Origin of the sequence: Pseudomonas sp. Z18(2022) (assembly GCF_036346535.1) — a bacterium.
In the GTDB taxonomy this organism is placed as follows: domain Bacteria; phylum Pseudomonadota; class Gammaproteobacteria; order Pseudomonadales; family Pseudomonadaceae; genus Aquipseudomonas; species Aquipseudomonas yamanorum_A.
The window spans coordinates 132,251-151,645 of the sequence record NZ_JAOTOA010000011.1; the positions used below are offsets into that span (position 1 = coordinate 132,251).

Consider the following 19,395-nt stretch of genomic DNA (forward strand, 5'->3'; position numbering starts at 1 on the left):
GTCAGAAACCGACGGTTGCCAGGTAGGTGCGGCTGGATCGGACATCTTCCAGGCTGCCATTGGCGTTTCGAGGGTCGCGTTCCTGCTCGACCGTGATATAGCCCTCGTAGCCCAGGGTTTGGATAAGGCGATACAGGTCCGGGTAATCGATAACGCCGCGACCGATGGGGCACATCACGCCCCTGGCACAGGCGTCGAAGAACTTGATGCGTTGCTTCATCACCTCGTCGAATACGCGTTGGTCGATGTCTTTGAAATGGATGTAGTCCAGCCGATCGGCGTAGGCGCGCAACGATGCCGCCGGGTCCATGCCCGCGTAGTAGAGGTGCCCAGTGTCCAGGCAGAGCCCGGCAACGTCGTGGGGAATGTCCTCGACCAGCCGCGCCAGTTCGTCGGCAAACTCGATGTAACCCCCGGCGTGCGGGTGAATGACCGGGCGAATGCCGTAGTCATGCCAAGCGATATGGCAGATGGCCCGGATGTGCTCGATCATGGTTTGCCATGCGCCATCATCCAGGCGTTCAGCCAGCGCTGAATGGCCGGCAGCGTAGTCACGGTCCTCATGGCCCCAATCGATGATCACCAGGTAAGGGCCGGCAAAGCGCTGCCCGGGCTCTTTGTCGATGGGCGGCAGTTGCTTGAGCAATTCGCAGATATCGCGGGTTTGCCTGAGCAGCGACGGCAGGTTCGCGGGGTTTACCAGATCATCGAAAATCGTCCCGGCCACCACATGCAGGCGGTTTTCGCCAAGGGCTGTTGCCACCACCGTTGCGTCAAGCGGCAAGTAACCATAGGGGCCTAACTCAATCCCGCGATAGCCCGCTTCATTGGCTTCACCGAGCACGTCGCGCCACGCTGGCAGATAAGGATTTTTTACATCGTCGACGCCCCAGCAGCAGGGCGCCGTAGAGATGTGGATGGTCATCGATACACTCCGGTGTTTTTGTTATGAGTGGACTGTTCAGCCTGTGACGATGCTATTTCAGGGGGGTGGAGCACCGCTACGGGAGGCTGGATAACTCTGTCAAAACCCTTCATGATTGCGAAAAAGAGATGTCAAAACATGTCAGAAGAGCCTCGTCGAAAACTGCGCCCTACCATGGCGGATGTCGCGCGCGAAGCCGGCGTCAGCCTCTCCACCGTCGACCGTGTGCTGAATCTGCGTGCAGACGTGCGTACCGACACGGCGCATCGCATTGCCACGGCGGCGGCACGCCTGGGCTTCCATGCCAAAGGGGTCATCGAACAACGGGTCCTGAATGACAAGCCGACGGTGCGGCTGGGGTTCCTGTTGCAGAAGAGTGGCGTGGCGTTCTACCAAGGGCTCGCACAAGCGCTGTCCAACGCCTCGGCCATGTTCGCGCGGGCGCGCATCCGTGTGGTCATCGGTTACCTGGACGACCTTGACCCGGCAACGGTGGCGCAGCGCATCCAGGCTATGGGTGAACAAGTCGACGGCGTTGGGGTGGTGGCCGTCGATCATCCGCTGGTGCGTGAGGCCATCGCCCGCCTGCAGGGCGCGGGCGTTGCCGTGGTCGCGTTGATTTCGGAACTGGCCGGCCCAGCGTACGTCGGCCTCGATAATCGGTTGATGGGACGCACAGCGGGGTGGTTCGTCACCCGATTGGCAAGGCAGCCGGGCTCGGCAGTGGTGATGGTCAGCAGCCAGCGTTTCCAGTGCCAGGAGTTGTGTGAGCTGAGCTTTCGCAGCTACCTGTCCCATCATTCACCGGATTGGGAGTTACTCGCCTCACGTCTGACCCTTGAGGACGATGATTTCGCCTATGGCAACGCGCTGGATTTACTGAGCGGGGAGCCCGACCTCGCCGCCTTGTACGTGGCCGGCGGTGGTGTCGCTGGGGTGCTGCGTGCATTGCGCGAACTCAAGCAGCAGAAGATCAGGCTTCCGGTGGTGGTGTGTCATGACCTGACGCCGCTGACCCGGGAAGCGCTGAAAGCTGATCTGGTGCAGGCGGTGCTCTCTCATCCGGTGGTGGAGGTAGCACAGCAGGCAGTGAACGCTCTGGTCGCCGCGGTATCGGGCTCCAGCCTTGTCGACAGGGTGATAGTGCCCATACAAATTGATGTCAGCGAGAGTATCTAGTGACTATGGTCGCAACGATTTGCCAGATGGATCGCTCAGGGCACAATCACCGTCAAGCAAAAAACCTCCACGGAGCGTCAGCGCAGAGGAAGTCCCATGAAAATAATTAACAGTATAGATTCTGTCAGCTCTCCAAAGTACGAGCAGTGGAAAAGCCAGTGGCGGGATCAGTCCGAGCTGGATGGGTTGTCTTATATCAGTGATGTTGTACACCCTGAAGATGCCTTGATGTTTTGCAAGGTCTTGTATCCAGATTTTGTTTTTCATGAGTCGGGGGTATTTCTGGAAAGTGGATTTACTGTTGAGGCGTACTCCAGTTGGATGAAAAATTGTAATAACGATGTGGTGGCGGTTGAGAAGCTTTTGAACCATATGCATCTGTATGACGTGTTTGGCGGCTGCACTGACAGGGTGGATGAAGCCGTGTATGAACAGCTGTGCAGGATTATTGCCCAGTCATGGAGGATGGTGTTGCTGAGTAAATTTCCAGAAAAGAAGTTTTGTGTGCAAGCGATAATATCTGATCAGGAATACGGTCCAGTGGTTACGTTTTCTCAGGTCAGAGAGTAGCTTTTTATACAGTTCTTCTCATTCATAGTCGTGCAAGGGGGAAGTTTCGGGTTGATCGCTCCCACGTTTCAGTGGGGGAGCGATGGCGTGTGCCTTAACCTCACGCAGCCTCTATAGACTGTCAGGATCCCCAAAAAACATTTTGACTGGGCTCTAAAACGGTAGTTATAGCCAGAAAAAATCGAATTGTGCCCCCAGTTTTGCCCACATTTGCACCGACTAGGCTAGTGATCGCGAATGGCGATCTCCGACGGGCTCCAGTATGGCAGTGGCTGGTATTCAGCGCGCCTCCGTGTACTGGATCAGAAACCCAAGCTGCCTAGAGTGTCGGCGCTGATGCGATTTTGACCCAGGTTGCTGATTTTGACTGACCCACACGCAGCCTCCGAAATCACCCGCAAGGTAATCATTTCTTGAGTACTCGGGTGGGTCAATGAATTCCGGTAGCCTGCGTCAAAATCGCATCAGCGCCAACAGGCAGTCCTTCATCCGCGGCATGCAGCCCGAGAAAGTCCTGAGCAAGGAAGAGCGCGAGCAGATACGCAAGGACAAGAAACGTATCCAGCAGCTTGAGAGCGAACTTCATCGCAAAGAGAAGGCGCTGGCCAAAACAGCCGTGTTGCTGGTGCTGCTAAAAAAGCTCAACGACTACTGGGGGATCCCCGGGGGGAATACCAAGGTGGTAGGGGGGCCCACTCATGCGCGCCGACTGGATCAGGCTCATGATCGCCGCCGCCCGTTTACCACTGCGCAGTGATCCTGCGAAGAGCCAGTTCGAAGACCCAAGCGCCCATGGCCTGATTGTGTTTTCGACCTAGTTGAATGCCGTTGAGTCAATACACTAGGTGTCCAGGTCGATCAGACCCTGAGTGTTGAGTTTGACGTGTAGGCGCTTGAGCATCTTGTCGAAGATGCCCTGGCTACACCAGTGTCTAAACCGCTGATAAACAGTAGACCAAGGGCCGTATCGCTCAGGCATGTCTCGCCAGGTCGCACCGGAGCAAAACATCCAGAACACGCCATTGAGCATCTGTTAGTCATCGGCTTGTGGAGGACGATTCGGAGAGGCGCGCGCTGATTGTACTGGTACACTGTCAACAGAAAGCTATGTGTTCCGTTGTGCGAGAGTGAGAGTCCAAAGCGGCTATCATGAAATGCTCAATGAGTCAGTTGAAACTTGTGTAAACTGAAGAGGCACGCACTGGAAGGGGGACAGATGTTTTTAGTACGAGTTGCACTTCATGATGTACGCTCAATAAAGTCTATCGAGCTTGACTTTCGATCGCCTAGAAGTAAAGCAAGGCGTTGGACTCTTTTGTTGGGTGAAAACGGGTGCGGAAAGAGCTCTGTGCTACGTGCTATCGCATTACTGCTTTCCGGGAGTGATGCTTTGCCAGAGCTTTTGGGGGAGCCAGACATCTGGATCCGTAATGGTGCCAAAAAGTGCAGAATTGAAGGCACATTAGTTACCGCGAAAGGTGAGGTTCGTGAAATTGCTTTAGAGATTCACCGAGGTGATGGAATTCGAAGTATTTTCAATCGGAATCATGCGTCTCTAGAGGCGTTGGATAATGCCTTGTTTAAGGCAGAGCGAAATTATTTTGTGCTCGGTTACGGCGTTTCACGAAGACCAACTTTGGCAAATTCTAGATCAACTTTTCCTGAGGAGCGATCACGTAATCCTCGCGCCCAAGGCTTGGCTACTATGTTTTCTCCTGACGCCTCGCTTATATCCTTGGAGCAATGGGCAATGGATCTTGACTATCGCAAAGGTAGAAAATCAATTGGTGCGGTGAGCCAGGCATTGAATCAACTCCTTCCAGGTATGGAATTTGCGCGTATTGATAGAGACCTGAGGCAAATTATTTTTAAAACTGTAGACGGTGAAGTACCTTTGAGTCAGCTATCTGATGGATATCAGAACATGGCTGCGTGGTGCGGGGATCTTCTTTTTAGAGTGACTGAAGCTTTTCCCGATCGGAAAGATCCCCTGCTAGCTCGGGGGGTGTTGCTCATTGATGAGCTGGATCTGCATCTCCATCCAGTGTGGCGTCGTCGTCTGGTGGATTTTCTTTCCACGACGTTGCCAAATTTCCAGTTCATTGCTACGACACACTCAGCGTTGACAGCTCAACAAAGCGGGGAAGGTGAACTCTATGTGATTCGTCGAGACGGGCAAACCAATGCCCCCTGTTTGGTTCCGTTCCAGGGTGAACCTCGAAAAATGATGCTGCACCAGTTGCTAATGAGCCCCATGTTCGGATTGGAAACTTTGGATTCCGTGGAGGTGGAAAAAGCCCGCACTGTGGTTCGGGAACTGAGTGCCAGATCCGCCCCCTTAAGCACTGTCGAGCAACAACAGCTTCATCGAATGGAAAAGGTTCTGAAGGATGCTCCGGATTGGGATGTGATCCCTGAGTACGCGTTGGCTCAAAAAAAACTTCTGGATCAAATAAGCTCGTCTATCAGTCGTGGCAAAAAGCGTCCCTCTGTGTCTGCCTCAAAAATACGGGCGGTTGTTAAAAGCCTGGAGGGCTAGGGATGATTAAAATTGTCCGCATTAGAACCAGAAAAGGACTAGAAGGTTATACGGGGTCATACCTCCAGAAAAAATTGAGCAAGTTACTGGGTTATTATTATTCGGATGGCGCTACTGGGAAAGTAAGTTTTAAGTTCAAGAACCGTCAGGTTTGGCGTAAGGCCAAGCCGCAATTAAAAAAAGAGTCTCACAGTAAATGTGCATATTGTGAGGCGGATACAGCGGTTGTAGCTCATGGTGATGTCGAGCATTTTCGGCCGAAAAGTGAGTATTGGTGGTTGGCTTATTGTTATGATAACTATACGTTCAGCTGTCAGGTGTGCAATCAGGTCTATAAGGGGGATAATTTTTTTGTTTCCGGGCCTAAACTTCCCTCTCCAGTAGTCCCGCCTATTTTGCCAACTGACTCTAATGCGCTTGCCCAGTTGATAAAAAGTCTTTGTCCTGATCCGGTGACTTCGAGTGATCTAGATGTGTCTGGGTTGTTTTTGGTCGAAGATGCGAATCTTCTAAATCCCTACTTGAACGATCCGGAGCTGGACTTTTCGTGGGACCCGAAGCCGGCCACAAAGGAAGTATGGTTGGTATCAAATTCTACTGCTAGATCAACTAGGGTAGTGGATGCAGCTGTTGATATGTTGGGGCTGAATAGAGAAGAGTTACTAAGGCTCAGGTGGAATGCGTATTATGAACTTGAAACTTTAGCGCTTGTTTTTCAGGGTGCAAACTTTACTGTTGAAAAAAGAAAAGATCTGCTGGCGCGTGTTCGATTGCATGCTTCGGACGATAAGCCGTTTGCTGGGATGAAACGCTATTTTTTGAGAGAGTGGGGGTTGCTTGATTGATGTCTCTATTTAGCGTCAAGGCCAGGTGCCCCCTGGGTTCTGGCTAATTCGCACCCAGCAATGATTTACCGATTGCGTTGTAGCGGTGCGATGAGAAGGCCCCAAAGCGTCTCGGCACCGCCTTCTTGGGAAAGCTTCTGGTCTTGCCGAGTGTGGAACGCCATGCCGAAGGTCTTCAGGTACATGGATTGGTCGTCCGTATTTACGGTGAGCGCCTCGTTGTACGAGCCGCCGCCAAACGAGTCTCCATGGCTGTAGTAGATACCGGCGCCCATCTGGCCGCCGGTAAACACTGCCGCTTTTGCAACGTCGTGGCCGTCCTTGTAGATATTCGCAGAAAAGCGATTTGCATCTATCCGACGGAACACCCCTTCATACCCTGAGTTGCGCGCTTGGAGCTCCAGCAACGAGTTCTCGAAATAGCGGGCGATGTACTCGAAGCTGTCGAGCAAGAAGCGGTCTTTGTCCAGCTGGGTGAAGCTCTTAGCCATTCGAAGGTTACTCGACCTAGGGCCAGCCGGGGCGATAAGGGAGGGCGCTGAACCTCCATTGAAATCGTTGCGTTCAGCTCGCGGAGCAGTGTTCGGTTGGCCACGGCTGCGTCGCTCGGCGGCCTTCCGAACCTCCTTCGCAACCTGCAAAAATGCTTCGTCCCGATCAGGCCAAAGGGTCACTGGCTTACCATCTTGGGGCGTACCAAGCAGCTTGCCGAAGGGGGCATGATGCCAATCGCATGGGCGAAGAATCACAGGAATGACAGTCGCTTCTTTAGCGGCATGGCGCTCCATCGCGCGAGCCATCTCGATGTTGTAGCAATAGTCGGAAGCGATGAAATCGGGGCTTACCAGCAACAGGATAATTTCGTCGCTGTTGATGTGATCATCAATGGCAACATCGATCTCTTGACCTGCTCCGATTCTGCGGTCGTGCCAAGTCTCAATGACGCCTTGGCGCTTGAGCATCGAAAGCTGCTTTTCCAGCTGGTCGCGCAGCGCCTCGTCAGCATGGCAATAAGAAAAGAACACGTTCGGCAAAAGGGTCACTCCTACTCGGATAGGTGCGATGTCAATCTTACGGGCAGCTTGGCTGCGAAGTACAGACGTGGGCTTGGTTTGACTGCTGATTGGATGCCCTTCAGTTGAACCTGTTAGCCAAAAAACAACGGTGCTCGAGTCGTGACATGGTCGTAGATCATTTTGGCTCGCTCGTAATGAATGATGTGCTTGCCGTGAGGCGTTGGCCACACGAACTGACGGATCTCAAGTGGCGCAAATGTAAAGGAATGTGGAAGGCCTAGGCGTCTCTTAACCGTGCCGTCAGCACTGTTGCATTGCTCGCAGATGATGACGGGAGCAAATGTGGTGATCCGATGAGGTTCTCCAGGAAGCGGTTTTCGTACGTAAGGGTCGGTTCCATGGTCATGGTGAGTATGGAGACCTACAGCCCAGCCTTCTCGCCTATGCGGTTTGTTCGGGTAAAGCATCGTCCAACGTAGCAATTGGTATCGTGTCCGTTCGCAGCACGGGCATCGCCAATGATCATCAAGCTTCGCCCATAGCTGGTGGCAATGGGCGCCATCAAAGCTCAGGTATTCCTCCCAGCTAGGAATGCGCCGGAGCAGATTGCTATTCAGCGTTTTCTCTCTGTTAGCATTCTTGATTTTGGTACCGTCGCAGGCCAAACAGTAGCCATTGGCCGAAAACTCGGGCTTGCAGGGACAGAGGTTTTTGGTCATCAGAGCTTCTCAGTCTGTCGTTGGGTTAACCCACGTGATGACCGCGCGCCAGGCATTTGTGCTGGAGTTGCTGGCAGCCACCATCATTTGTAGCTACTAACGGTATGCGGGTCTCTGAGGGTCTCATCTGTCCACGCAAGGCCAATGCAGAACATCAGGGTCAAGGAGGCGTAGTTGATCACTGCATGTACTCCTCCTGCACTCACGTCATCAAGTGCTCGGTATCACCATACAAGCAGATCACCAATCATCGCCCCCAACGCAGCCCTACGGGCAGTCAGCAAGCTACCTCCTACGCTGATGAAGAACGTGTGCACTTCCCGCGACCTTCCAATGAGGTGAAAGGATCGAAACGTCACCCTAAGCGTGAAGATGCTGACGATAGCGAATGCTATGAGCAGGTACACGTAGTAAGCCATGAGCTCGGGTGCGGTCAGTAGCGCGGTCACCAAAACGCTCACCTCTTCTGGTGAGGTGGTGGCCAGGAGTGGCAGTGACCCGATGAAGAACGCATAAATCACCTCCCTCGATGCCCGCTGCCAGAATCCAAACTTGTCCTGGGTTTTCACCAGCAAACGCATGTACCCCATTTGAATCGTATTTGCATTAATTGGAATGCGTGAGGCGTCAGTACCTGGACAGCCGCTTCAGTCCTTCAAGCATTTGCTCCAGGTAGCTTTGCGACCCAAGTGCGAACCCTGCTGCCAGCAGCGGGGCCCTGTACTCTTCGGTCGCATATTCGTGAGCGAAGCGGTTGATGGTCTCTGAATGCCAGGAAAGCCGGCCCAATGCGATTTTCTTGAAACCGTGGTTTTTCACCGCATCCGCGAGTGATTCTTCACTGACTCCGCGTTGCTCGCAGAAGAACAGGAAACTGAAAAACTCAAACCGTTCGTAAAGCAGCCCGTGATCCTGCAGACCTGCGAAGTCAGGCGCCCACCGAGGCGTAAGACGGTCATGGAGTCGGTTGCACAAGGGGGTAAGAGCTCTACTTTGGTCTTCGAAGCTCTTCCATAATTCAAACAGGCCATTGGCTCCCTCAACGTAGAACGGTGATAGATCAAGTCCCACAGGGAAAGGCATTTCGCGCCGGTTGATAAGTGTCGTGTTAAACAGCTCGTTTAGCTCGCTCAGGCGATTGGCCCGCACAAGTCCCATGCCATACGCATAGGTAACAAGTGCTATCGGGTAACTCTTCAATGCAAGTCCAGCTACCCACCCTGACTGCTCGACCTGAGACGCAGCGTGCAGGCCCTTGATCGCATCCAAAACGATCGTATGCTCAACACCTGCACCCCATCGCCCTAACACTGCACAAAGGCGTGCTAGTGGCTCGATGGTCGCTTCGTAGATCTCAACCAGGTCGGTAAAATCCTTGGACGTGCTGCCCTGAGGTCGTTCTGCGAAGAGAGGAGCCAGATGGCTGATCGCTTGATGAGCCTGGCTGGTCACTAAATCATCGAGCTGAATCCTGTGTTCGGGTCTGGCCATAAAGCGTTTGGCCATAGCGAGAGTCAGCTCGATGCCGGCAGGGTTCTGCAGGCGGGATTGCTGGATGGTTTCCAGTTTGAGGTTCAGCCCATCGAAGAAGGTGTCGGCATCCAGGCCCGTCACGATGTTGGCGCGCCGCTGAGTGATGAGCTCTTGGCCACGCTCGCTCAATTTTCCTCGCGAAAGCCAGTAGGTCGGGTAGCGACGGGAGGGCGCCCTCAAAAACGCCGCCCTCAGCGCATGATCCCACTCACCTGACCAGCCCGCGACGATCAGCCCAAACTCATCGATGATGCGGTCAAGCAACGTATTGAACGCTGGCGGGTACTTGCCCAGCTCCCCATCGGTATTGAGGATCCTGGCATCCTTGTAATCACCATGGATCTTCAGGATGTAGCAGGACGCATGAGTGAGTGGCTCCGCTCCTGCGAGGGTGTCTTCTGAGCTGACGACAGTTGGCTCAACGCCGACATCTCGCAGCGCATTTTCCATGAGTCGGTCGAAGTTCGTCGTGATGATCACGCGTACATGACCCGCTTTGACCATCGCAGCGATCGCTCGATGTGCGGGGGTAGGCAGTTTAAGGCCATCCTCTAACTCGTCTTCGCTAGGTTCCAGAAAGCCTTGAATGATCGCTCGCCGTTCAGTCTGGGTTGTCGCCAGGCGTTCGAGCAACGTGGAGTAATTGGGCTGCTCTCCTGTTTGACCTACGTACCACGCGAGCCAATCTTCCTGTTCGCCGGCACCAGAGGCTATGCCCCATCGTTTCACCAGCTCCATGGTGATTTCCCAGCCGGTCGGTACGCCCGCCGAGCGTGATACGCCCGAGCCAAGAAGCACTGCGTAGACGCCTTTGTTCTCAAACATTGAAAACGCGATTTGGGCTGTTGAATCACTGCTGGCAGCGGTCATGCACATTCCTAAATTTCAGCGGGGAGGTGAGGTTTCTGCACGAGCATCGGCTTATCTAAGAGTAGTCAGATCCGTGTCGGTCGGTGGCAGCGACGGTGGCTGGTGACGACTTGCTGCATCTCCAGCCAATCGCAAATCGACCTATTTGCGGTGCAAGATAAGCCCATGAGCGATGTAGTCAGCAGTCACGACTGCCGCGGCCATCGATGCCACATAATGAAGTGCATCGTCCTTGAGGTGGTCATCATGGTCACTGATCCCTCGAATCACCAGAGCGGGGACTTCATGTCTAGAGCAGGCTTCAAATACACCGTGGGCCTCCATCTCAGCGACACACACCTTGCCATGCAGCTCCTGCATTTTCTTGAAGAGCTGCTCATCGCGTACGAGCTTTTCGCCTGCCGCAATCGTGGTGAGTGTTGGGTTCAGGGCCATTGACACTTCGCCGGCGGCTGATGAAGGCGGGAACACCAGTCCCACGGACTCAGCGTGTCGTGCTAGGCGTGCTAAGCGGGAACCGCGGGCAAGGTAAGCCCCCATGTCTTGTTGGGTTCTGAACTCGGGCTTGGACATGTCTGGCCTCGCAACCATGACACCGCCCGAAAGCGCGGCAGCACCTTCATAAGCAACTACGCGCTCGGACAAGATCACATCGCCGAGCTTCAATTTCGATCGCATCCCGGCAGCGATGCCCATCATGAACACCGCATGGGGTCGGAATTCGGAAATGAGCATTGATGTCACTGCTGATGCCTGGGTATTTCCGGCACCGTTGAACGACGCTACAACACAGGTGAGAGGGCCGTTCCGGCCTTCAACCTTGACTCGCCAGACATGGATGCCGTGCTCGCTCTGAAAACCGTAATCGTCTTCATCGATGCCAAGGGCATGCTTAGCTGCGGCCAGTTCGACAGGCAACGCGGTCAGCACCAGGACATCCGGGGACGCTGCCGCGTCCTTCGCCGCAAATTCATCAACGAAGAGCTGAATGGTTTTGTCGGCCAGTGGCTGGAGGTCACCCAGGGTATGTTGAGCTGATAGCCCAAGCATCTTGCGACGAACGCTCTCCCCGGTATGAGGCAGGTAGGCGGCTGGATTTTGGGTGAACTGCCGGTGGAGCAGGGGGGCACCCGGGCCATCATCGCAGAATGCCCCGACATCAATGTCAAAAGGAAAAACTGGAAGCTTAAGCTTGAGCGCGCGTTGGGCACGGTCGAGAACGCCTTTGCCTCCACTGATGGCAATCATGGCAGTCGCCAGATCCAGCTGCGCGTCGCGAATATTTCCACCCGTGACGACGTCGTCATCTACGTATTCAATCTGGGCGATGTTTTGGCCAACCAGGCGGCTGACCAACTCACGACCTTCGTCATCCATCTTGCTGTACAAGGAGCGCTGGGATGTGACGATGTGCAGCCTGCCCTTAACGTCCAACTGGGTGCTCAACTGCTCCACTTCACGGGCAATCGTCCAATCGAATACCATGGAGTCGCCGTGCTCATTCTTCGGCTCGCCGCTGAGATAGACAACCAGTGAAGCCTTTTCAGCCAGCGCTGCTTTCGTCAGGCCGCGAACCAGCTGATGCGCCCGTCCGACCTGTGTTCGATCCGTTGATTTCGAAATGCTCCCTGCGATCAGGAAGCACTGTTTTTCTAAGCTGGCCATCCAGAGGCTCCTAGTGCTGATAAGTGTTGGGGCAGGCATCTTGCTCGTTGAGTCAGCTCAGCGGTGGTAGCAGATGCTCTATTTTTTTGCGGTTCTTAAGGGTCAGCTGCTGCCGCAGGGGAGAGTTCTCAGGCTTCTCCTCCTGCAGGTTCAACTGGTACAGCAAGTAGAACGTCAGAGCCTGCCGGCACTGCAAGGTGATCTCGCCGTTTTCCATGGCATAGTCCCACTCGATGACCCTTTTCTGATGCGGCTTTAAGCGAGGATTGGCGCCGATAACGAGATCCACGATGGTGTGCCACTGAGTATCCCCAGCAGCTCGATCCTCATCAGGGCCAGCGTCGCGGGCCGTGATCACTCGGGACAGCGAGAAATCTCGAAACTCATGCTTGGTGTGGCAGAACGCTCGGAAATGCCAACGCGCGCCATCCTGAACAAGCGCATGAGGCGTCAACTTCCTATCAGTCGGTTCCGGAGTCGATAGCGAGCTGTACGTCACGAAAAGGGCATGGTGCTGACGAATCGCTCTCAGCACCAGACCGACAGTATCTGCATCCAGGCGTCGTCCAGGGCGGGGCACTGTCGCTACAGGCGCGTGCCAACCCAGAAAGCTTCCGTATGGGATGTCAGGCTGGATCGCGATTCTGAGCAGGTCGTCCAGGTAGCGATCCAATGCGCTTGAGGCGAAAACCGGTGAGAAGGCCGCGGTGGATCGGTAGACACGAGTGCGGTTGTCGTACTCAAGATTATGCGACGCCAAGCGCGCGTACTCGGAAAGGTCGATAGATGCCTGCGGTACGGAAATTCCAAAAAAATCAGTCAGATCGCTTCGGTTGATCTGCCCGTCCCACCTGAGTCGGTAGTCAATAAATTCTAAACGACGCTCTTGACCCCAGCGCGCGCCTGGGCGTGCAGGTGAAGCTGGGCTGTTGCCCGGCGCATTGGGTTCATCAGTCATCATGGTTGCCTCTGTGCGTATAAAAACTAGACTACATCTAAAAAGTAGTCGTATAGTTAGGCTACGCGAGCAACCTGTAGATGGCAATCGGTCTTCCCGGAAACCTAGAGGCTCCGGCTCCAATTCCACGCATGCGCCGCCGTTAAATAGGTGCCCTGGCACCTGCTGTCACCTGGCTGGCCGGCTCATGGGGAGGCGTGCGGTAGGTGGTGGCTGGCTCAAATCATCGAGGCTAAGTGTCATGCCATTGAATAACGCTGAGATTCGACGCTACGACAGTAACGTGCTGCGCCTGCCCAAGGATAAACGGGAGATATACAACGCCCAGGTCGACAGGCTGATCAAAGCGCTGCGGAGCAAGATTCGCGAACAGCACAAGATCACCATCGAACGGGTGGTCAAGGCTGGCTCCTTCGCTAAGCACACCATCTTGCGCAAAAGCAGCGACAACCCCGTCGATGTGGATGTGGTCTTCTACATCTCGGGTAAAAGCGTTAGCCAGGAGACCTACAAAAGCCTGAGCGACTTGATCCACGCCGCGCTGATCGAGATGTACCCAAACAAGGCGGTTGACGATTTTGTCATCCAGCGTAAGGCAGCGACGGTGACCTTCAAGGGCACGGGGCTTGATGTGGACATCGTCCCGGTGATCGCCAACCCAAACAAAGAAGGTTACGGCTGGCAGTTTGATCGTGTGGATGGGTCGAAGGTCGAGACGTGCGCCCCCTGCCAGATCAAATTCGTCGCTGATCGTAAGAAAGAAGACGCCGATTTCCGTACCTTGGTGCGCTTGGCCAAACGGTGGCGCAACTACACGGAGTGTACCCTCAAATCGTTCGCCATCGAGCTCATCATGGCCCACGTACTGGAGGTCAACGGTAAGGAGGGATCGCTGGAAGAGAGGTTTCGCGCTTTCCTGCTCTACATCGCTCAGTCTCAGTTAAAGGAAGTGATCAAGTTCCCCGAAAATACTGGGGTAATCCCGGCTTTCGATGACGCTGTCGTCATCCTTGATCCAGTGTGCAACGCCAACAACGTTGCCAGTCGTATCACCGAGGCGGAGCGTAAGGAGATTGTCGCGCTCGCCAAATCGTCGTGGGAGACCGCATACCTGGCGTCTGTCGACGATGACTTCGACGTTTGGAAAGAGCTGTTCGGTAAAAACTTCAGCGTGGAGGACGCGGCATGAGTCAGACAGCTACTCGGACAGAAACTTACTCGGTCGCAGACATCGAGACCGTCATGCGGCGAGTCAAGATGGACTTGATGATGATCGCATCCAGCACTGGCGCAGCTACTGAGGAGCGCGCGAAGGAGTGGGCTCATGATATTGATTTGTTGGCCAAAGGCGGCTACTTGAAATCGGTGGACGTTACCATTCTCTCCGGCGATAAAAAGGAGTTGAAGGCAACATGCTTCACCATCGACGCGGAGTCGGGAACGTTGAGCAATGAGCGGCCTGGTGACAGCCTGTGGCCAAGGTGCCCAGAGGGAAGGCTGCGTATTGTGTTGTCCTACACCCACCATTACGACTCTGCAGCTGAGGAAAAACTGACCCCTAAGTTCAAGCGCACCTGGTCACCCTCCACGGCTGACATCAGCCATGCCTCGCTGGCTTCAAAGCTAGGCCGCGAGTATTCCAGCAACGGTTACGGTGTACAGCGCAAGGATTTCGGCCAATGAGCAAAGTGAGTGTTTTTGATACCGAAACGGTGCTGCCCGATGGTGAACTGTCTGCGCGTGAGGCAGGCCTCCTAGGATTCGCTAAGCGATACGACCGGGTTTATAACCAACTCCGGCTGTTACTGGATGTCGGCCAACTAGGGGCTTGGAGCAAGGATTACCACCAAAGTGTTTTGCCGATCTGCAGCCTGGTTGCAGATCAGTACCCACTGGTCATCTTCCACGGTGACGTTGGTACGGGCAAAACGGCCATGGCCGAGTGCATCGCCAATCGCATCGTGCGCGAATCCGGGGCGGAAGATTCGGTGCTGCTCAAACTGAGCAACCGTGTCCGCGGTAGCGGGCGTGTGGGTGAAATGGGCACGTTGCTGACTCAAGTTTGGGCGGAGGTCGCGGACGCGGCCGGTAAAAACCGGCGAGCGATTCTGCTGATTGATGAGGGTGACTCCATCGCTGCATCCCGCTCTCAAAGCCAGAGCCATCATGAAGACAAGGTTGCGGTGAACACGCTTATCCAGGGCGTGGACGAGATGCGTAAGTACAAGGGGCGAGTGGTCGTGTTCCTGTGTACCAATCGATTGTCGGTGGTCGACGCCGCGCTCCAGCGCCGTGCAGCGATCGTCGAAGAGTTCCGCAGGCCCGACGCTGATGAGCGCAAAGCCCTGTTCGAGATGGATCTGCAGGGGTTGCGCTTGACCGACAAGCAGTTCCACGAGCTGGCTGCGCTGACCGGAGAGCGTAGCGAGCGGCCGGCATGGACGTACTCTGACCTTCGCACCCGTCTCTATCCGGCAGCGCTCGCACTGGCTTATCCGGATCGCGCGCTGACGTTCAAGGACTTGAAGGACTCCATTGAGTCACTGCGTCCTTCGCCTGTTATGGAAGACAAGTAAGTGCTGTTGCACCTGCGCGGCTGATGTACCTCGGCCGCGCACCGCAATCGAGTTGCGAACGGGCTGACTCGATGACTGATTGCCGAGGAGTAGCTAATGACTGCAACACCAGAAGTTTTCATTTCCGTGGATGTCGAGGCATCAGGGCCTATCCCCGGGGAATACAGCATGCTGTCGATCGGGGCGTGCCTTGTATCTGATGACACCCAGACGTTCTCCTGTTACCTCAAACCTACCAGTGACCGATATGTCCCGGAGGCGCTGGAGGTTACAGGGTTGTCTTTGGGGCAGCTTCGTTCCGAAGGGCTAGATCCCCGCGAAGCCATGCAGCAATTCAAGGCTTGGGTTGAACAGGTGGCACCTGAGGGCACGCGGGCCGTATTTGTCGGCTTCAACGCCTCGTTCGACTGGGCATTTGTGAACCATTACTTCCATTACTTCCTGGGGGAAAACCCTTTCGGTATCGCGGCTCTGGATATCAAATCGATGTACTTCGGCGCCGCGCGCAGCACCTGGGAGCAGACCCGCTCCAGTGAGATCGCCAAAATCGTCAACCCTCGCAAGAAAGGTGACCATGACGCTCTCCATGACGCGGTTTACCAGGCCGAACTGTTCAGGCTGATCCAAGCCCAGTTGATGAGTGGCTAGTCGTCTAGTCTGCGTCCGCGGCCCTCATGTTCTCCAGCAGGTGCGAGGCGTTTGATGTCCCTGGGATGGGGAACATTGCGGGCGAGTAATCCAGCAGCCACCGGAGGGCGTCCTGCGCTAGAGCCGGGCTCGCTGGTTCCCTAGAGCCTTCTACTGCCAAGCATCGACCAGTTCCCAAGGGGGCATAGGGCACGAAGGCAACGTGGTTGCTCTCGCACCATCGCACAACGTCATCCGAGTCGGTATTGATCAAGCTGAAAGAATTCTGGATGGCAGCTATTGGAGCAATCTTCGATGCTTCCACCGCTTGCGCGATGGTCGCCTTGGACAGTCCCAGCGCTTTGATTTTACCCTCCGTGCGCATTTGCTCCAGCTCTCCGACCTGATCGGCGAGCGGGACGTTTGGGTCAATTCGGTGCAGGTAGTAAAGGTCGATGGCATCGACGCCAAGTCGGCGCAGGCTAAGTTCAACGCACTGGCGCAGGTAGGCTGGTACTCCGCAAGGTGTCCATTGGCCCGGGCCTTGGCGCGTGAACCCACCTTTCGTTGCAATGACCAGATCATCCGCGAAGGGGTGCAGAGCTTTGCGGATCAATGTTTCGACATCGTGCGGGCCATAGGCATCGGCAGTGTCGATATGCTGAACGCCTGACGCGACTGCCAAGCGGAGGACTTGAATCGCGTTGCTCTCGTCGGCAGGCGGCCCCCAAATACCTGGCCCTGTCAGCCGCATGGTGCCGAAACCAAGGCGACATACCGACTTCCCAGCCAGCATCCCGCGTGTAGTCAAAGTCATGCTAATCCCATGCGTAGGAATACGTCGGCGGTAACTTGCGCAAGAAGCGCTTCGCGCAAGCCGTGAGATAGAATCTGGTGATGGATCGAATGCCGACCAAGAAGCTCATGAAGGTGCGTGTCCACTGCTGCCCTGTAGTGACTATCTGTGTCTCGACCAGGGCCGAGAGCAATTGAGGGTTCAAGTTTTGTGGCAAGAACGGTCGTATAGTTGGGGCTATGACCCGTCATCAAGGCGCCGATCGCTTCCAGCTCATGTGCCGCTACTTCGCAACCCCGATATTCAACAGCAGCGTTCCAGTACGCCACCGCGTCCATGATTGGGCGATCAACAAGTACAACTTCCGCGTTAATACGGGCTGCCTGCTCAGCCTCGAGCGTCCTTTCGATGAACCACATCGTCGAGTCATACGTGTGTTGAGTTAGCAGTGGAATGCCTTGCTGCACGGCAAGAGCCCCAAAGGAGGGAATGGTTTCGACGCGAACTCCTTTCGACTCAAGTACCGTCCGCAGCTCATTACAGAAGGTTGATTTGCCGGTTGAGTGGGTGCCGGCGACCCCAATCACAACGGAGCTCACCATAAGCTTCCTTGTTCCGGTGGCGAAGCTTCTTTCTCCTTTTGAATCTTGAGCTGGGCGATTTTGCACACTTCAATCCAGCTCTTGATGAGCGAGTCCTTGATCAGGCGATTCAGGAGGAGGGCGGTCACTCGTGCATCCTCTCCAGCGCGATGCAGTTCACCCGAGACTTCAGCGTCCAAACCTGTCAAGGTCAGCAGTGATGAGAGGCTATGGCGTTCTGCATCTGGGTACACGTGGCGTGCTAGCTTGAGGGTATCGATCACTCCAATTGGCGCCCAGTCGGGCAGGTAGCGCTTCATCACGCCATAGTCGACTGAGGCGTTGTGTGCGACAAACCATTTGCCCTGCAAATGTTGTTCGACGTTGGCCCGCAGCTCCTCCCAAACTGGTGCAGTCTTCACTTTCGAGTTGCCGATGCCATGTACACGCTTGGCTTGCCAAGTGATTGGATTCGGCGGCTTGATGAGCCAGCTGGAAGGCTCTGCTCCCTCGATGACAGGGAAACCGGCAATAGCGAGCTCCACGAGGTCAGGCGGCGTCTGGCCATTTCCTTCAACGTCGACGATTACGATGGGCTCGGAGGGCCACTGAAACTCCGTGTCTGTCATCAGATGTTCCTATGCGCTTCCGCGCGTCCATGGCGATCATAGTGGTGCGGCTTGTCGGCATCGTGCACTTGATATCCCAGCGTGTGCTGCATGAAGTAACGTCGCTGTTCATCAAGACCCCGAACGATGATGGATCGCTCGGTAATAACAGGGTCACCTTCGGCTCCCATGCGCTGACATAAGCTATTGAGCACTGACTGTTCAGGTTTCTTCCAGGCAGCTTTGCACGTGGAGTACTGAGCAGTAGGGCAGGTGTCACACAACTCGGTGATCCCGAAATGACCGTTGTAGTCGGGCTGCTGGTGAGCATAGGCAACCCCGCAAGAAGTCTTTCTGAAGATCGGAGTACCTGGAGCTTGCGCCTGATACATCCCCAGCAAACGTTGCTCCTCCTCCAGCGGCAGAAGCTTGCGTCTTGCGGTTGAGGTGTAAGGTTCAGGGATGCCTTGGCTTTGGTAGTATTGGGCAATCTCCTGGCGATAAAACAAACCGCTGAACACCGTGGCGTGAGCGTGTTTCGCCAGCTGAGCAGCGCGGGCGATATGCTGTTCAGAATCGTTGAGCCCAGGGACTATGGGACGCCAGTACAGGAGCGTCCTGTACCGCTGGGCATACTTGAAAAGGGTACGCAGGCTTTTAGCCGCAATCGACGATTTGATCGGCTCGACCTTCGGATCTTCGATCCCCGAGTAGGTCACCAAAATTGTCAGCTTGATGTTGGTCAAGGCGTTGAAGCGTTCGCAGTCCTCGGGCGTTACACGCCAGCGAGTGATGACCAGGACGTTGTTGGTCAGGCCTGCTTCATCTAACAGCCGCAAGAGGTTATGCGTGTGGCTTTTCACGTCCGACAGCATCGGGTCAGTCGCCCGATTGAAAAGCTGGATTGGCGTGATGTGGGGCTGGAAAAATCGATGTGAGACGAACCGTTCGAACGCCTCTTCGTCACTCATTAACGCCTGGGGCGTACGCTGATCAAAGTTTCCGAACAGGTGCCTTACGCAATAGCTGCAATCTAGTGGACAGCCGACGATATGGTTGAGGCTCAGACCGCTTTTGCGGTACTCGACAGGATCCCTGAGGCTTGGGTTGACCAGTGACTGCTGCGTGGCGTCGATGATGGCGACGTTTCTTTCCATTGACGCACTCCTTGCGGCTCGACCAAGCCGCAGATGCTCCTTAGAGGTGTGCCTATCCATCCTGGGACGTGTGCGCTGCAGAGCGATGTCTACCAGGCAGGCGAGCTGATAGACTATCAATTTGCCATCAAATTGGGCAATGATGGATCTAAAATTTCCACGCGAACAAACAGTCCCGTCCTCTGACTTGACGTCCTCGCATCCGAAACGCCCGAGGTAAGGTTTCCGACG

18 protein-coding genes and 2 pseudogenes are annotated in these 19,395 nt (G+C 55.1%); 9 read left to right on the forward strand and 11 right to left on the reverse strand.

The annotated features are described in order from the left end of the window. Position 1: 1 nt before the first annotated feature. Positions 2-925 (reverse strand): TIM barrel protein, encoded by a 924-nt coding sequence (locus tag V3W39_RS21130; protein WP_330213277.1) that lies wholly within the window; start codon positions 923-925, stop codon positions 2-4. Between the two features lie 138 nt (positions 926-1,063). Here V3W39_RS21130 and V3W39_RS21135 point away from each other — a divergent pair, with 138 nt between their 5' ends. From V3W39_RS21135 to V3W39_RS33825, 3 genes and pseudogenes are all read left to right on the forward strand, one after another. Next, a complete protein-coding gene (locus V3W39_RS21135; protein WP_330213278.1) occupies positions 1,064-2,104 on the forward strand; it encodes a LacI family DNA-binding transcriptional regulator in 1,041 nt (346 codons plus the stop codon). 96 nt (positions 2,105-2,200) lie between these two features. Next, positions 2,201-2,674, forward strand: coding sequence for a hypothetical protein (locus V3W39_RS21140; protein WP_330213279.1), 474 nt, complete (start codon positions 2,201-2,203; stop codon positions 2,672-2,674). Between the two features lie 463 nt (positions 2,675-3,137). After that, positions 3,138-3,340: pseudogene (locus tag V3W39_RS33825) on the forward strand (hypothetical protein); the annotation flags it as partial. 178 nt (positions 3,341-3,518) lie between these two features. Here V3W39_RS33825 and V3W39_RS21150 read toward each other — a convergent pair. After that, a pseudogene (locus tag V3W39_RS21150) lies at positions 3,519-3,704 on the reverse strand (transposase); the annotation flags it as partial. Positions 3,705-3,890: 186 nt separating this feature from the next. Between V3W39_RS21150 and V3W39_RS21155 the strand changes: the two are divergent. After that, entirely contained in the window at positions 3,891-5,213 is a 1,323-nt protein-coding gene (locus tag V3W39_RS21155) for an AAA family ATPase (RefSeq protein WP_104502848.1), read from the forward strand. Positions 5,214-5,215: 2 nt separating this feature from the next. Further along, positions 5,216-6,058, forward strand: a complete 843-nt coding sequence (locus V3W39_RS21160; RefSeq protein WP_330213280.1) for a hypothetical protein — start codon at positions 5,216-5,218, stop codon at positions 6,056-6,058. Positions 6,059-6,123: 65 nt separating this feature from the next. Here the strand turns inward: V3W39_RS21160 and V3W39_RS21165 are convergent, their stop codons facing one another. The 5 genes from V3W39_RS21165 to V3W39_RS21185 form a co-directional block, all read right to left on the reverse strand. Continuing rightward, complete coding sequence (locus tag V3W39_RS21165) at positions 6,124-7,092, reverse strand: toll/interleukin-1 receptor domain-containing protein (protein WP_104502850.1); 969 nt, start codon at positions 7,090-7,092, stop codon at positions 6,124-6,126. A 925-nt stretch (positions 7,093-8,017) separates the two neighbouring features. After that, complete coding sequence (locus V3W39_RS21170) at positions 8,018-8,374, reverse strand: hypothetical protein (RefSeq protein WP_330213281.1); 357 nt, start codon at positions 8,372-8,374, stop codon at positions 8,018-8,020. 46 nt (positions 8,375-8,420) lie between these two features. Beyond that, complete coding sequence (locus tag V3W39_RS21175) at positions 8,421-10,196, reverse strand: SIR2 family protein (RefSeq protein WP_330213282.1); 1,776 nt, start codon at positions 10,194-10,196, stop codon at positions 8,421-8,423. A gap of 141 nt (positions 10,197-10,337) precedes the next feature. Next, complete coding sequence (locus tag V3W39_RS21180; RefSeq protein WP_330213283.1) at positions 10,338-11,861, reverse strand: 5'-methylthioadenosine/S-adenosylhomocysteine nucleosidase family protein; 1,524 nt, start codon at positions 11,859-11,861, stop codon at positions 10,338-10,340. 52 nt (positions 11,862-11,913) lie between these two features. Beyond that, a complete protein-coding gene (locus V3W39_RS21185) occupies positions 11,914-12,822 on the reverse strand; it encodes a helix-turn-helix transcriptional regulator (RefSeq protein ID WP_330213284.1) in 909 nt (302 codons plus the stop codon). Positions 12,823-13,060: 238 nt separating this feature from the next. Between V3W39_RS21185 and V3W39_RS21190 the strand changes: the two genes are divergently transcribed. From V3W39_RS21190 to V3W39_RS21205, 4 genes are all read left to right on the forward strand, one after another. After that, positions 13,061-14,008, forward strand: coding sequence for a CBASS oligonucleotide cyclase (locus V3W39_RS21190; RefSeq protein ID WP_330213285.1), 948 nt, complete (start codon positions 13,061-13,063; stop codon positions 14,006-14,008). Next, complete coding sequence (locus V3W39_RS21195; RefSeq protein ID WP_330213286.1) at positions 14,005-14,502, forward strand: HORMA-1 domain-containing protein; 498 nt, start codon at positions 14,005-14,007, stop codon at positions 14,500-14,502. Before V3W39_RS21190 ends, V3W39_RS21195 begins: the two co-directional genes overlap by 4 nt. Next, entirely contained in the window at positions 14,499-15,395 is an 897-nt protein-coding gene (locus V3W39_RS21200) for an ATP-binding protein (protein WP_330213287.1), read from the forward strand. The genes V3W39_RS21195 and V3W39_RS21200 overlap by 4 nt, the downstream gene beginning before the upstream one ends. A 96-nt stretch (positions 15,396-15,491) precedes the next feature. Then, positions 15,492-16,043: a 3'-5' exonuclease gene (locus V3W39_RS21205; RefSeq protein ID WP_330213288.1), complete on the forward strand. Its 552-nt coding sequence runs from the start codon at positions 15,492-15,494 to the stop codon at positions 16,041-16,043. 4 nt (positions 16,044-16,047) lie between these two features. On the opposite strand, the gene V3W39_RS21210 is transcribed toward V3W39_RS21205, so the two are convergent. From V3W39_RS21210 to V3W39_RS21225, 4 genes are read right to left on the reverse strand one after another with little or no spacing between them, the layout of a single operon-like run. Continuing rightward, positions 16,048-16,839: an aldo/keto reductase gene (locus V3W39_RS21210; protein WP_330213289.1), complete on the reverse strand. Its 792-nt coding sequence runs from the start codon at positions 16,837-16,839 to the stop codon at positions 16,048-16,050. Further along, positions 16,836-17,417 carry an AAA family ATPase gene (locus V3W39_RS21215; protein ID WP_330213290.1) on the reverse strand — a complete coding sequence of 194 codons (582 nt, stop codon included), beginning with the start codon at positions 17,415-17,417 and terminating at the stop codon, positions 16,836-16,838. The genes V3W39_RS21210 and V3W39_RS21215 overlap by 4 nt, the downstream gene beginning before the upstream one ends. Next, positions 17,414-18,028: a 3'-5' exonuclease gene (locus V3W39_RS21220; RefSeq protein WP_330213291.1), complete on the reverse strand. Its 615-nt coding sequence runs from the start codon at positions 18,026-18,028 to the stop codon at positions 17,414-17,416. Before V3W39_RS21220 ends, V3W39_RS21215 begins: the two co-directional genes overlap by 4 nt. Next, complete coding sequence (locus V3W39_RS21225; protein WP_330213292.1) at positions 18,028-19,164, reverse strand: radical SAM protein; 1,137 nt, start codon at positions 19,162-19,164, stop codon at positions 18,028-18,030. The genes V3W39_RS21220 and V3W39_RS21225 overlap by 1 nt, the downstream gene beginning before the upstream one ends. Positions 19,165-19,395 lie beyond the last annotated feature (231 nt).

Bases quoted from the DNA above. Each gene is read 5' to 3' on its own strand.
- V3W39_RS21195 (WP_330213286.1), top strand. From the start codon at position 14,005: ATGAGTCAGACAGCTACTCGGACAGAAACTTACTCGGTCGCAGACATC.
- V3W39_RS21170 (WP_330213281.1), bottom strand. From the start codon at position 8,374: ATGCGTTTGCTGGTGAAAACCCAGGACAAGTTTGGATTCTGGCAGCGG.
- V3W39_RS21220 (WP_330213291.1), bottom strand. From the start codon at position 18,028: ATGACAGACACGGAGTTTCAGTGGCCCTCCGAGCCCATCGTAATCGTC.
- V3W39_RS21210 (WP_330213289.1), bottom strand. From the start codon at position 16,839: ATGACTTTGACTACACGCGGGATGCTGGCTGGGAAGTCGGTATGTCGC.
- V3W39_RS21200 (WP_330213287.1), top strand. From the start codon at position 14,499: ATGAGCAAAGTGAGTGTTTTTGATACCGAAACGGTGCTGCCCGATGGT.
- V3W39_RS21140 (WP_330213279.1), top strand. From the start codon at position 2,201: ATGAAAATAATTAACAGTATAGATTCTGTCAGCTCTCCAAAGTACGAG.
- V3W39_RS21190 (WP_330213285.1), top strand. From the start codon at position 13,061: ATGCCATTGAATAACGCTGAGATTCGACGCTACGACAGTAACGTGCTG.
- V3W39_RS21225 (WP_330213292.1), bottom strand. From the start codon at position 19,164: ATGGAAAGAAACGTCGCCATCATCGACGCCACGCAGCAGTCACTGGTC.
- V3W39_RS21175 (WP_330213282.1), bottom strand. From the start codon at position 10,196: ATGACCGCTGCCAGCAGTGATTCAACAGCCCAAATCGCGTTTTCAATG.
- V3W39_RS21180 (WP_330213283.1), bottom strand. From the start codon at position 11,861: ATGGCCAGCTTAGAAAAACAGTGCTTCCTGATCGCAGGGAGCATTTCG.
- V3W39_RS21185 (WP_330213284.1), bottom strand. From the start codon at position 12,822: ATGATGACTGATGAACCCAATGCGCCGGGCAACAGCCCAGCTTCACCT.
- V3W39_RS21205 (WP_330213288.1), top strand. From the start codon at position 15,492: ATGACTGCAACACCAGAAGTTTTCATTTCCGTGGATGTCGAGGCATCA.
- V3W39_RS21135 (WP_330213278.1), top strand. From the start codon at position 1,064: ATGTCAGAAGAGCCTCGTCGAAAACTGCGCCCTACCATGGCGGATGTC.
- V3W39_RS21160 (WP_330213280.1), top strand. From the start codon at position 5,216: ATGATTAAAATTGTCCGCATTAGAACCAGAAAAGGACTAGAAGGTTAT.
- V3W39_RS21155 (WP_104502848.1), top strand. From the start codon at position 3,891: ATGTTTTTAGTACGAGTTGCACTTCATGATGTACGCTCAATAAAGTCT.
- V3W39_RS21130 (WP_330213277.1), bottom strand. From the start codon at position 925: ATGACCATCCACATCTCTACGGCGCCCTGCTGCTGGGGCGTCGACGAT.